A 13,432-nucleotide genomic window follows, 5' to 3' on the forward strand; every position below is an offset into this window, starting at 1 on the left:
ATCCCACACGCAGGCACTCGACCTTGGGCTATCTCAGCCCCATGGACTTCGAGAAGCAGGCTCATGTAGTCTAACTTGGTGTCCATGGGACCGGCAGCAACTCAAAAAGACTTTCGGCGGCGACCACCGACACGAGGCGCTTGCCGCCATCGAGCTGGCACAGCGCGGTGATGTCGGATAATTTCCCTGCCGTGCCGAACAGCGCGGGCACGGTGCCGACATCAGCCCGGGCGACGCGGAGCACTTCGTTGACGGCATCGACCGCGACCCCGATCGTCGCCCCGGCGGCCGACACGACGATGATCCGGCTGGAATCGTCGAGCGGGCGGTGCGTCAGGCCGAAGATCACGCGCAGATCGACCACCGGCATCAGCCGGCCGCGCAGTGTCGTCACGCCGACCAAATGCGCCAGCGAGCGCGGCATATGCACGATCGCCTCGGGCACCTGGACGATTTCCTGCACTTCGCCGATCGCAAAGGCATATTCTTGGCCGTCGACTTCGAAGCTCACGAGTTGGAGTTCGTCGCCGACATCGCTATCGGCATCGGCATCGGTTTCGGCGTGCCGGGCGGTGGTGCGGCTGCCGGTCGACGGCGCGCCGCTGCCCGCGATTTCCGAGAATTCGGCGTCGATCAGCTTGCTGATGTCGAGCACCATGATCATCGCATGACCGCCGACATCCTTGATGATGCCCGACAGCAACGCGGTATCGATCGTGCTGCTCATGGCACCGATCGCTTCGATCTGCGCCGGATCGACGCCGATCACGGTGGCGACGCGATCGACCACGAAGCCGATCGGCTGGTCGATATCGACAACGATGGCGCGTGTCGCCTCGTCATGCGCATGATCGGGGAAACCGAGCAATCGGCGTAGCGAGACGATCGGCAATACACGACCGCGCAAATTGGCGAGCCCGTCGAGCGTGGCGGGGGCGAGTGGCACCCGTACCACATCGGGCAGCCGGATGATTTCGCGCACCGGGGCCATGTCGATCGCGAACACCTCCTCACAGGCGACGAAGGTCACAAACTGGCGGATGTTCGACTCCTCGGCATCGGTTTCATCGATGCTGCGCGTTGCGGTCACGCGCTCCTTGGTTGCAGTCATCAGATAATCCTCAGATTGCGCTTTGAAGTTCGTCGGCGAGCGCTGCGATCTCTTCGATCGCCGCCGCCAGCTGCTCGGCCCCTTCGGATTGCTGCTGCGCCTCGCTCGCCGCTTCGGTCGCGGCCTTGTCAGCTTGCTGGGCGGCAGCCGAGATTTGCTCGACGCTGTTCTTCACTTGCGCGATCGCCGTGGAAATTTCGGTCGATGCGGCGAGGATTTCCTGCGTGCCGGTTTCCATTACGCCGATATCGGTTTCGATGATCACCAGGTTGGCGGTGCAAGCCTTCGCCTTTTCGACCTCACTCAAAGCGGAGGCGACGATTTCGTTGAGATCGCGCGCCACCACGCCGATCTGGTCCTGCACTGCCCGGACGAGATCCTTGATGCGATCGGCGTTTTCAGCCGAGTCATGCGCGAGATTGCGGATGTCGGTGGCGACGACGACGAAGCCCTTGCCAAACTCGCCCGCGCGCGCCGCTTCCACCGCGCCGTTGACGGCCAGCATGTTGGTCTGGATCGACACGGTCGAAATCGCGTCGACAATCTTGTCGATCCGTCGCGACACCAGTTCGAGTTCCTGCATCTGGTCGATACTGGCGCGCGACGCGGCGGCCGAGGTCGAAATGCCCATCAGCATGGCATCGACGGCGGTCTTGTTGATGGCGAGCAAGTCGCGGATCGCGGCGACTTTTTGCGCGCCGACGGTGGCCAGCGCTTGGGCGATTTCGACGCCCTTTTCGATCAAGCTCGTCGCCGCCGACGCTTCCTCGGTGCCGGCCGACTGGACTTCGGCACCTTTGCGGATCTGCTCAATCGCCGCCATGATTTGCGTGCCCGATCGGCTGATCTCATGCACCGACGAGGAGAGTTCCTCGGCCGCCGAAGCGACTTCCTCGGCGCTCTTGGCGACGTCGGACGAGTTCTTCAAATCCTCGGCCAATTCGGACATGGTATGCGCAGCCTGCTCGCACTCGGTCAGCGCCTGGCTTTGCTCGGCGACGGTCTTGGCGGTTTCCTCGGCCGCGGCCGATTGCTCTTCGGCGGCGGCGGCAATGTCCTGCGTGCCCTTGAGCGCTTGCTGCGCGGCGGTATTGGACTGGGCGGCTCCGGCGGCGATCTCCTGCACGCCGCGGACGATCTCGGCGAAATCGAGCCGGATCTGTTCAAGTTGTTCGGTGATGGTCTTGCCCTTTTCCACTTCCTGTTCGACCGCGCGGGCCGAATCGTTGATTCCGCCGGCGATCGATTTCACGTCGAGCTGGATTTGCTCGATCAAGTCCTGGATCTTTTTGGCGCTCGTCTCCGATGTTTCGGCCAGCGTACGCACTTCGTCGGCAACGACTGCAAAGCCCTTGCCGTGCTTGCCAGCGTGTGCGGCCTCGATCGCAGCGTTGAGCGCGAGCAAATTGGTCTGGTCGGCGATCCGCGCCACCGCCTTGACGATGTCACCGATGTTGGCGGCTTGCTTTTCGAGCTCGACGACCATCGCCACCGAAGCGATCTGACGGTGCGAGGCGACGGCGACGTTGGCGATCATGTTGGCGATTTCGGCGCCGGTCTGGGCGATGACGACTTGCGACACTTCGCCTTTGGCCTGGCTCGCATCGGCATTGAGCAGCTGGCGCGTGATTGCCCCGGTGACGCGCTGAAACGCCTCGAGCGAATTCTGCGCAGCGGTCGAGGCGACTTCGGCGCCATTGGCGATCTGGTCGGACGCGCGCTTCAATTGCTCGGCGGCAGAAGCTGCTTCGTTGATGCCCGAGGACAACACTCCAGTCGCGGCGGCGATGCGCTCGGCAACTTGTTGCTGCTTGGCCAAGGTCCGCGCGCGCTTGCGTTGGGCATCGGCATCGCGGACGATGGCCGTCGATGGCCGCGCGTCTGCATGGTTCGAGGCAGACGTGACGGCTTTCTTGACAAGTGCCATGCAAAAGTTTCCCGGCTTATGATGATTAAAAAATAACGCTGAATCGCTGGATCTTTGATCGAGCCATAGAAATCTTGTGCGGCCCGATATCAATATAGATCATGTTTTTTTGTCGCGTGTTTCGCGGTGTAAAATAGTTTTTTGAGCCGTGGGCGATCATCAGCGATCTTTTATTTGTACGATGAAATTACGGATTTTGCCGTCGTCATTTTATATTTATGCGCTGACCCACACACCGGATACGGCCACCAGGCGATGTCGCGGCCAAGTCGGGTGCCCTTCCGCAAAGCCGATTGGAACCGACCCGATCGGGCATGGCCGTCGCGCCGAAAATCATGCCCGCACGAAAATGGCATAGACCGACTGGCGGCGTGTCCCTGAAAAGAGCCGCGCCGCGATCAGCCGACGCGCTGGATATGAGGTGCTCGCGCCCGACAAAGCGGGCTTTCCCCGCAGCGTCGCGCCGTTTGGGCTCAACCGAGCGAAGGCGTTCCATCGCGTAAGCACGGGACGCCGTCCTGCGCGGCGGCGTCGCGCAGTTCGGGCGGCAACACGCCTTGCGCCAGATTTTGGTAGGATACCGGCCGCAGGAAGCGATCGATCGCCAAGCTGCCGACCGAGGTCGTGCGTGCGTCCGAGGTGGCGGGATAGGGTCCGCCATGCACCATCGCATGGCCCTTGACGACGACGGGACACCCGGCCGCCAGCGCAGAGGCGGTGTCGCCACCGGCGGTCGAAAAGGCGAGCGGAAAATTCGATGCGCCGAACACCGCAACCGGCCCGAGCGGGATCATCCGCAGGCGAAGGTCGGGGCGTGGCAGCGGCTGGCGTTCGGGCATGGCGGGGTCCACGCGAAGGCCGAGCCACGCGCCGCTGCGCACGACGCCGGCGAACAGCTTCAACTGCCCGACGGTACGCCCGCGTTCGCCCTCCAGTCGCGCCCGCGGCAGGCCGCTCTCGCGCATCGCGGCAACGATCAGATCGTCGCCAATCGCGACGATCTCCTCGCCGATCCGCTCCAGAAAGCGCGCACGCGTCTCGCGGTCGGACGCGCGGTACGTATCGAACGCGGCCTCGGCCGACGCGCAGGCCGCCGCGACATCGACCGGACCATGCGTCGCAAACGCCGCGCCGACGGGCTCGCCGGTCTCGGCGACAACCGAGCGGAAGCTGTTGTCAGCGCGGTCGCTCGTGGCGGAATCGGCGGTCATATCACTCTCCTGGATTACTCGGACATATGATTGAGCCGAGCGAAACGCAATGATTTGTCTTTTGGACTTGGGGACGGCCCTGTTACGGATGCGGGTTGGAGGGTTGAGGAATGCGTGACGACAGTACCGGCGGCGATCCGAAGCAACCTCCGGTCAACCCCACGCGCAAGCCGCGCGGCACCGGCCGTCGCCTGAACGGCGCGGTGGCGCACAAACTTGGCCTTGCAATCCTCGCGGGCGAATATGCCCCTGGTGATATCTTGTCGGGCGAGATCGCCTTTGCCGAGGAATTGGAGGTCTCCCGCAGCGCGTACCGCGAAGCGGTGCAAGTGTTGACGGCCAAGGGGCTGGTCGAGAGCCGCACCAAGACCGGCACGCGCGTGCTGCCACGCAGCCGCTGGAACTTGCTTGATCCCGACGTCCTGGCGTGGGCATTCGCCGGCGAGCCCGACGTGGATTTCGTCCGTAATTTGTTCGAGCTGCGTGCGATCGTCGAACCGGCCGCTGCCGCACTCGCCGCCGAACGCCGCGACAAGGTGGATCTGAAGGTGATGAAGGACGCACTCGCCGAAATGCGTCGCCATACGGTGTCAACCGAGCTGGGTCGCGCGGCCGACCGCGACTTCCACACCGCAATCTTGCAAGCAACGCGCAACGATGCGCTGCTGACGTTGAGCGCGAGCATCGGCGCAGCGGTCAATTTGACCACCGAGTTCAAGCAGCGCGGTCGAACGCTGCCACGCAATGCGCTGCCCGATCACCTGCGCGTCTACGAAGCGATCGCCGCTGGCGATGCGAACGAGGCGAGCCAGGCGATGCGCGTGCTGGTCGATCTTGCGCTCGACGATACCCGCGCAGCGATGAGTCGAGGGTAGCAATCACGATCAAGCCAAATTCGGTGCGCGATGATCTCGATCATCGATCCGTGGCGCGTGCCCGCCGGCATTTCGACCGGCTTGCGCTCGATTTATTTGTCGGACTATATACGCAATAAGGATGCGTCGATGGCATCCGCGTCACGGGAGGTCGGCGTGTCTCAGCGAAATCCGATCATCTGCTCAACGCGTGTCGGCGCCCGGCCGCCTGCCCAGCGCCTCCTCAGCTCCATTCAGGCTTCCCCTTGCCCGTGACGGAACCCTTCATGACCGATATCCCCGCCCCCAAGCTTCGTTCGCGCGCCTGGTTCGACAATCCCGACAATATCGACATGACCGCGCTGTATCTCGAACGCTATCTCAATTTCGGGCTGAGCCTCGAGGAGCTGCGCTCGGGGAGGCCGATCATCGGCATCGCGCAGACCGGCAGCGATCTTTCGCCCTGCAACCGGCACCACCTCGTGCTGGCCGAACGGATCCGCGAGGGCATTCGCGAGGCGGGCGGGATCGCGCTCGAATTCCCGGTCCACCCGATCCAGGAAACCGGCAAGCGCCCGACCGCGGCGCTCGACCGCAACCTCGCTTATCTCGGGCTGGTCGAATCGCTGTACGGCTATCCGCTCGACGGCGTCGTGCTCACCACCGGCTGCGACAAGACCACACCCGCCTGCCTGATGGCTGCCGCGACGGTCAATTTGCCCGCGATTGCGCTATCGGTCGGGCCGATGCTCAACGGCTGGCACAAAGGCGAGCGCACCGGATCGGGCACGATCGTGTGGAAGGCGCGGCAATTGCTCGCCACCGGCGAGATCGACGATGAGGGCTTCATCAAGCTAGTGGCAAGCTCCGCGCCGTCGACCGGTTATTGCAACACGATGGGTACCGCGAGCACGATGAACGCGCTGGCTGAGGCCTTGGGCATGATGCTGCCGGGGTCCGCCGCGATCCCCGCTCCGTATCGCGACCGCCAGGAGGTCGCCTATCGCACCGGCAAGCGCATCGTCGCGATGGTCGCCGAGGATCTGAAGCCCTCCGACATTCTCACCCGCGAAGCGTTCCATAACGCCATCGTAGTCAATTCGGCGATCGGGGGATCGACCAACGCGCCGATCCACCTGTCCGCGATCGCGCGCCATATCGGCGTCGATCTGCCGCTCAAGGATTGGGAGACGATCGGCCATAAAGTGCCGTTGCTGGTTAATCTCCAACCCGCCGGCGATTATCTCGGTGAGGATTTTTACCGCGCCGGCGGCGTTCCTGCGGTGGTCGCGCAGTTGATGGGCCAGGGTCTGATCAACGAAGACGCGATGACGGTCAACGGTCGCACGATCGGCGACAATTGCCGTGACGCCACGATCGAAGATGACAAGGTCATTTGCAACTTTGACTCGCCGCTGCTGACCGATGCCGGGTTCCTGGTCCTGTCGGGCAATGTGTTCGACGCCGCGATCATGAAGACCAGCGTGATCGATGCGGCGTTCCGCGCGCGCTATCTGTCCAATCCCGACGACCCCAATGCGTTCGAGGGGCCGGCTGTCGTGTTCGACGGACCGGAGGATTATTATCGCCGGATCGACGACCCCGCGCTGGGGATGACTTCCGCGACGCTGTTGTTCATGCGCGGTGCCGGGCCGATCGGCTATCCGGGCGCGGCCGAGGTCGTCAACATGCGCCCACCTGCCTATTTGATCACCGAGGGCGTCGCCGCTTTGCCTTGCATTGGCGATGGCCGCCAGTCGGGCACCAGCGGCAGTCCGTCGATCCTCAACGCCAGCCCTGAAGCAGCTGCGATGGGCGGCCTTGCCTTGCTGCAAACCGGGGACCGCGTGCGCGTCGATCTGGGGCGGGGTACGGTGAACGTCGCATTGTCCGACGAAGAACTGGCGGCGCGGCGTGCGGCGCTGGTAGCGAAGGGTGGCTATGCCTATCCCGCGTCGCAAACGCCGTGGCAGGAAATCCAGCGCGCGATCGTCGGTCAACTCAATACCGGCGCAATCCTTGAAGGTGCCGAGAAATATCAGCGCATCGCCCAGCGCCAGGGACTGCCGCGCGACAATCATTGAGGGATCCGGCACTGCGGAACTCCACGTGCACGACCAATTGGGCGAAGGTGCCTGGTGGTCGCCGCGCGACTGGGCGTTCGATTGGGTCGATATCCTGGCCCCCGCGCTCAACCGGCTACCTCCCAATCACGGCGCGCTGTTCGAGGTCGATGCGGGCGCGACGGGGTTGGCCACGCACGGGTTTTTCGGCTAGTTCCGGTCGGAAGCGGCGTTGCCGCGCACCCGTTTTCCCCGAATAGTCTTTGGTTTGGCGATGATCCGCGTCGGCAAGTCGATCGTCATCACCGCGCCTTTGCCCGGTGGCGCGACCGACTGAATACGGACTTGTCCCGACATTTTCATGACGATTTGACGTGAAATATAAAGGCCAAGTCCGGTGCCGCTTTCGGCGGGCTTGGTGGTCTCAAACGCGCCGAAGGCGAGTTCCGGATCGATCTCGACCAGTCCGGTGCCGTTATCGGTAATCGAGATATGGACGCCGAGATCGTCGTTCGTCACCGTGACCAGGATTTCGCCGTCGAGTCCGTTATTCTCCGTGTCCCGTCGCGCAGCGATGGCGTCGACCGAATTCTGCACCGCGTTGACCAGCAATTGCTCGATGCCAACGCGCGGTGCCAACACGAGCAAGGAAGCCGGCGTATCCGCGCGCGCGCGAACGTTCTTCTGGATCATGAGCGGTCGCATCAAGATGAGCGCTGTGTTGATGACTTCACCCAGATCGACGGGGTGGGGATCATTATCCTCAACCCGGGAGTAGCGAGTAATTCGCGCCATGATGTCGCTCGCGCGGCTTACCTGTTCGATGATCCGTTCGAATTTGGCGCTGGCCCCCGTCACGCCCGCGTCGGTGCCTTGGCCGATCAGCAAGCGACCGTTCTCCGCCGACAGCGAGATGGTGAACAGCGGTTGTTTTAGTTCATGGCTCAGCGCCGATGCCATCCCGCCGAGTTCGATCAGGCGCGCCTGTTGCAGCAGACGGTCATTGGCCAGTTTCGATTGTCGCAAACGCACGATCCACCCCGAACGCCAGCATCCAGGCTCTTCCAAGCCACGCACCGAAAGGAGATACCAATCGTCGCCGGCGCTCCCATCGATGCGAAACTCGGCAAAGGCGTCGTCCTCGGATGCTATCCCGCTGAGCGCCAGACAGTCATTCGGATGAACCGCGATCGTCTCGAGCCGCGCCGGGCTGTCGATATTGATCTCGCGCATCCGCAGCACGCCCCGTTCGCGATCGAAGACAATCTCGGTCACCAGGCGCAAATCCATCTCGGCCTTCAGCTCTCGTGTCGCATCTGCGAGACGACGCCGCTCGTCGACCAAGCTTGCAAACCGATTGTTCGCATCGATGATCGCGGCAAGCGGACCTTCGAACTCATAGAACATCGGGCCGATCGGCTGCGAGATTCCCGGCCTGCCGAACGCTTCTACAACGTGCCGCCATGCCAGAATCGAATGCTTCACGCTCCGGGTCAGCAAAAATTGAAGCAGGAGCGACAGGATCAGGATGATACCCGGCCCAGTCATTTCCAACAGCGTGTCGCGATACCCGCGCTCCGCCAGCGATCTGGTCGCGTACAGATAGGCATAGTCCTGGCGGCCGACCCTGACCTGGCCAAGCTGACAGGCGGCAAGCCAAAAGGCGAACGTATTGCGGTCGTTCGGGCCGGTGACGGGAGAGCCGTCGTCAATTCGGGTGCAGCCGAGATGATTCATGACATTCGCGCGCAGCAGCTGCTCCGCTTGTGGCGCTATCATCATGTCCGGCAAGCGCAGACTATCATTCGGCGCGGATGGCAGAAGCACGGCACCAACCGCTGGGGTGCCCCGGCGAATTTCCAGCTCGGCGCGCTCCATCACCTCAGCGCGCGAGCGAGCAAAGTCCTCGGGAAACCGCCTGACCTCGGCGACAAAAAGTGCGACGGATGAGCAAATGGCGATTAAAGTGACGGCGGCGGGCAGCACGCTTGCGAGATGCACTGTTCTGCGGCGGATAATCGCGCCACGCGCCAAATCAATCCCCGTGACCGAGCAAACGAGGTCCGCCAGCGTCGCCATGAGGACGTCATTCAGCAGCTTGCGGATCAAATTCAACGCGATGACGACGTCGGGTGCGCCGTAATACAGGCTGAGAAACAAATATACGCCCGCAGCCCCCACCGTCGTTTGAAACGCCAGAGTTGGCACCGTCAGATTGTGGCCCCGCCCGAACCGATCGATAAAAAGCACATGCGCAACCGCGAGGACGATGGAAATAATATGTCCCCACCAGAAATACGACGGCACCATCACCAATAGCGCTACGCCAAGTGCGAGTTTCAGACCGCCAGCGCGATAGGCAATCAGGTAGAAAAAGGGTCCAAGATAGAGTTCGAACCCCGGGGCAAGAACGATCCGTAATGAACTCGCCGCCAGGCTGACGCCGAGCAGCAGCGCGAGTACGAACCATCCGCGGGCCGATCCGGGAGAGGTGCAGGTGTGGCTGGCCGCGCTAGGATCGAGGCCGATGTCCTGCAACGCTTTCATAGCGGTTCGTATGGCTGGGGCGGCCCCAGCATCGACAACAGCATCACCGCATCAAACGGCTTGATCAGCATCGGCAGCCGCTCATGATCCAGCGCATTGCGTACCTGATCGGTGAGATCGGTGTGCCCGGTCATCATGATGATCGGGGTGACGTTGACCCGAAGATCCTCATCGCGCCGGAGCGCGCGCACAAGATCGAGACCGCTGCCCCCAGGCAGGCGAAAGTCGGTAATCAATGCACAGGGCAACCAAGGCTCGTGCAGCACCCGCTCGGCTTCGCGCATGTCGGCAACCGAGCGGACATCATACCCCCGCAATGCGAGAAATTCGCAGAGCTCTTCACGGACGGCGGGTTCATCTTCGACGAGAAGGACGCGCATGTGATGTTCCCGCCACAGTGCATAGTATTCACCATGGCTAGTTACCGAAGCGTAACGGGTCACTTACGTGAAACCCCTTAGACACGCGCCGGTGTCCTAAGGTTACAAATTCCCAATCTCGCAATTGACCCGGTTTCGCAACGAAACTGTCACAGGTCGCTCATAGCGCATGCGGCAACGGGACGGACACCGCTCAAGGGGAAATCATCATGTTGAATCGTACCAAGGCGCACTCGCGCCGTGGCAGTGTCAGTGCGCTCGCGCTGATCGCAGCGTTTGCCGCCAGTGCAGCACAAGCCGAAACCGCTCCCGCCGCTCCCGCCGCACCCGCTGCAAATGCAACTGCGCCTGCCCCCGAGGACCAGACGCAGAAGAGCGACATCGCCGAAGGCTCCGACATCGTCGTGACCGCCACCAAGGCCAACGAACTCGCGCCAGTCACCGCCTCGCTCCAGACAACGCAGCCGCAGGCAATCGTGTCGCGCTCGTTCATCGAGGATTCGCTCCCCGCAACCGCCGACTTCAACCAGATCGCGCTGATCACGCCGAGCGTGTCGAACTATGGCGGTAATAACGGCATCGGCCTTTCTGAATCCAAGGCGCAGATCCGTGGCTTCCAGGACGGCGAATATAACGTCACCTATGACGGCGTACCGTTTGGCGACACCAACGATCCGACGCACCATTCGACCACCTTCTTCCCGTCGAACACGATCGAGACGCTCGTCGTCGATCGCGGCCCCGGCAATGCCAGCCAATTGGGTCAGGCAACCTTCGGCGGCACCTTCAACCTGTTCAGCCGCGCCACGCGCGACACGTTCGGCGGTTCGCTCGAAGCGACCTATGGCAGCTTCAACACCTATCTCGGCCGCGCCATCGTGCAGACCGGCAAGATCGACAAGCTCGGTGGTGCCAGCGCGGTATTCACCGGGCAGTACGTCCATAGCGACGGTCGCTCGAGCTATTCCAAATATGAAAATTACAATCTGTTCGGGAAGGTCATCGTCCCGATCGGTCCCGACGTGACGCTCACGCTGCTCGGCACCTATAACAAGAACCACTTCAACCAGGCCGACAGTGACGGCTCGACGCTCGGGCAACAGGCCTTGTTCGGCAAATATTATGCGCTGAACACCGATCCGAAAACGTCGGAATATTATGGCTATAATCGCACCGTGAAGACGACCGATTTCGAACTCGTCAAGCTCGAGGCCAATCTCGCCCCCGGCGTCGTGTTCGAAAACCGTGCCTACACCTATTATTACGACAATGAGACGCTGTCGGCGAACGACGTGACAACCCTGCCGGGCGCGATCTACACGACGACGACTAACCCGAGCGGTGCTGCGCCGGCCACGCCGAATGGAAACATTCCCGGCTATACCAAGACCAACAAATATCGCGTGTTCGGCGATATCATGAAGCTACGCGCCGATCTGACGTCGTTTGCGACGCTGACCGTTGGTGCGTGGCTCGAATTCAGCAACACCTATCGCCAGCAACGCGACGTCGACCTCACCACCGGTCTCCCCAACTATATCGAAAAGGGGGTCACGGCACCGGCAACGGGCGTGAACCCCGGCCAAGTGACGCCGCGCAACATCAAGTTCGACCAGAATTCGCAAGGCAACCATACCGAGGAATTCGTCGAGCTCGAACTGCGCCCGATCGCCGGGTTAAAGATCACGCCCGGCTTCAAGCATGTCGATTTCGGTCGCAAGATCGACGCGACCTACAATCAGACGACGCGCTATGCGCAGCGCAATGCGAACGATTACAGCGCCGATTTGCCGTTCGTGACGATCAATTATCAGCCGGTCTCGAACCTGTCGGTCTACGGCCAATATGCCAAGGGCTTCCTCGCCCCGGCGCTCAGCCAGCTTTACGTCGCCAACACCACTTTCTCGAACGCGGTGCCGCAGAAATCGACCAATTATCAAATTGGCGCGGTCTATCATGGCAGCCATCTGTCGCTCGATGCCGATGTCTACGTCATCAATTTCACCAACAAATTCTATAGCTATACCGACACGTCGGGCCAAGGGCTGGGGACGATCTTCACCAATATCGGCGGCGCGCTGTATAAGGGTGTCGAGGCGCAAGCGACCTATGCGTTTGGCAACGGCATCGCGGTGTTCGCCAACGCGTCGCGTAACTATGCCAAGACGACCGTCTACATCGACCCGGTCACCAATCTGAGCGTGCCGCGCACCGCAATCGGCAAGGCACCATTCGCCACGGCGGCGGGCGGCGTTCTGTTCAAGCGTGGGCCGTATCGCTTCTCGCTCACCGACAAATGGACCGGCGCGCAATATGCCGACCTCAAGAACACGATCCGGATCAGCCCGTACAACACCGTCAACCTCGCCGCGAGCTACGATGTCGGGCCGTTCCGCGTCGGCCTCGACGTGACCGACCTCCTCGATTCGCAGAAGGTCAATCAGGTCTCGGGTTCGCAAATCTATTACCAGCCGGGCCGCGCGATCACGGGCCAGGTGACGTACAAATTCTGATGCAACGGGGACTGATCGCCGCAGCGTTGCTTTGCCTCGCTGCGGCCCCTGCGCCGAAGACCCAATCGCTGCTCACCGCGCGGGATCTTGATCCCGCGCTGGTGTTGCCGCCCCCGCCTGCCACTGACAGCCCGCAAGCGGCGGCGGAACTCGTCGAACTCCGCGCGTTCGAGAGACGCGATGCCGCCACCGAAGCCGATGCGCGGCTGGACGGCGACACCAAGAATGCGACGATTTTCGCGGTCGTCCTCGGCCCAAAATTCGATCTCGCGCACTTGCCCGCAACCGCCGCGCTGATGGCGCTGGTGCGCGCGAGCGAGAAAGACACCGTCGACCGCGGCAAGGATCATTTCCGCCGCGCGCGGCCCTATGTGTCCGATCCGACGCTCAAGGCGTGCAAGCGCAATGACGATCCGCTGTCGAGCTATCCCAGCGGCCATACCTCGATGGCCTTCTCGATGGCCGAGACGCTTGCGCGACTGGTCCCGGAGAAGGCCGAAGCCCTGCTCGCCCGCGCGGCGCGCTATGGCCAGAGCCGGATCGTGTGCGAACAGCATTTCCGCAGCGACGTGAGCGCCGGGCAAATGCTTGGGCTGTTGATCGCCGAGCGGTTGATGGCCAAGCCCGTTTTCCGCACCGCATTCGACGCCGCGCGACGGGAGTTGGTCACGGCCGGGGTGGCCAGGTGACACGGCGGAGATGGTTTGTTGTCGGAGCCTTGGCTTCAGTTGGTCTCCTCGCAACTGGTCTCATCACGAGGTCTATGCCGTTTAAGTTGCACTGGGCGGCCTATGCAGACGATCCCGCAGGTTTCGTGCTGGGCGGG

10 protein-coding genes and 1 pseudogene are annotated in these 13,432 nt (G+C 62.3%); 6 read left to right on the forward strand and 5 right to left on the reverse strand.

The window, feature by feature from the left end:
• Positions 1–70: 70 nt before the first annotated feature.
• From IEV62_RS01550 to IEV62_RS01560, 3 genes and pseudogenes are all read right to left on the reverse strand, one after another.
• On the reverse strand, positions 71–1,111 hold the full coding sequence (locus IEV62_RS01550) for a chemotaxis protein CheW (protein ID WP_188445025.1): 1,041 nt from the start codon (positions 1,109–1,111) through the stop codon (positions 71–73).
• Between the two features lie 10 nt (positions 1,112–1,121).
• On the reverse strand, positions 1,122–3,038 hold the full coding sequence (locus IEV62_RS01555) for a methyl-accepting chemotaxis protein (RefSeq protein ID WP_188445026.1): 1,917 nt from the start codon (positions 3,036–3,038) through the stop codon (positions 1,122–1,124).
• A gap of 608 nt (positions 3,039–3,646) precedes the next feature.
• A pseudogene (locus IEV62_RS01560) lies at positions 3,647–4,249 on the reverse strand (aldehyde dehydrogenase family protein); the annotation flags it as partial.
• A 110-nt stretch (positions 4,250–4,359) separates the two neighbouring features.
• Here IEV62_RS01560 and IEV62_RS01565 point away from each other — a divergent pair.
• From IEV62_RS01565 to IEV62_RS18340, 4 genes are read left to right on the forward strand one after another with little or no spacing between them, the layout of a single operon-like run.
• Complete coding sequence (locus IEV62_RS01565; protein WP_188445027.1) at positions 4,360–5,124, forward strand: FadR/GntR family transcriptional regulator; 765 nt, start codon at positions 4,360–4,362, stop codon at positions 5,122–5,124.
• 30 nt (positions 5,125–5,154) lie between these two features.
• Entirely contained in the window at positions 5,155–5,379 is a 225-nt protein-coding gene (locus tag IEV62_RS01570) for a hypothetical protein (RefSeq protein WP_188445028.1), read from the forward strand.
• 11 nt (positions 5,380–5,390) lie between these two features.
• Entirely contained in the window at positions 5,391–7,187 is a 1,797-nt protein-coding gene (locus IEV62_RS01575; RefSeq protein ID WP_188445029.1) for an IlvD/Edd family dehydratase, read from the forward strand.
• A 25-nt stretch (positions 7,188–7,212) separates the two neighbouring features.
• Complete coding sequence (locus IEV62_RS18340) at positions 7,213–7,380, forward strand: hypothetical protein (protein WP_188445348.1); 168 nt, start codon at positions 7,213–7,215, stop codon at positions 7,378–7,380.
• Here IEV62_RS18340 and IEV62_RS01585 read toward each other — a convergent pair.
• A complete protein-coding gene (locus tag IEV62_RS01585; protein ID WP_188445030.1) occupies positions 7,377–9,713 on the reverse strand; it encodes a sensor histidine kinase in 2,337 nt (778 codons plus the stop codon). The genes IEV62_RS18340 and IEV62_RS01585 overlap by 4 nt on opposite strands.
• The gene (locus IEV62_RS01590) at positions 9,710–10,093 is read right to left on the reverse strand and encodes a response regulator (protein ID WP_188445031.1); all 384 of its coding nucleotides are present in this window, start codon (positions 10,091–10,093) and stop codon (positions 9,710–9,712) included. Before IEV62_RS01590 ends, IEV62_RS01585 begins: the two co-directional genes overlap by 4 nt.
• Before the next feature lie 209 nt (positions 10,094–10,302).
• Between IEV62_RS01590 and IEV62_RS01595 the strand changes: the two genes are divergently transcribed.
• Together IEV62_RS01595 and IEV62_RS01600 are read left to right on the forward strand one after the other, a co-directional pair.
• The gene (locus tag IEV62_RS01595; RefSeq protein ID WP_188445032.1) at positions 10,303–12,606 is read left to right on the forward strand and encodes a TonB-dependent receptor; all 2,304 of its coding nucleotides are present in this window, start codon (positions 10,303–10,305) and stop codon (positions 12,604–12,606) included.
• Positions 12,606–13,295, forward strand: a complete 690-nt coding sequence (locus tag IEV62_RS01600; protein WP_188445033.1) for a phosphatase PAP2 family protein — start codon at positions 12,606–12,608, stop codon at positions 13,293–13,295. The genes IEV62_RS01595 and IEV62_RS01600 overlap by 1 nt, the downstream gene beginning before the upstream one ends.
• The last annotated feature ends 137 nt before the right edge of the window (positions 13,296–13,432 follow it).

Source organism: Sphingomonas psychrolutea, assembly GCF_014636175.1.
In the GTDB taxonomy this organism is placed as follows: Bacteria; Pseudomonadota; Alphaproteobacteria; order Sphingomonadales; family Sphingomonadaceae; genus Sphingomonas; species Sphingomonas psychrolutea.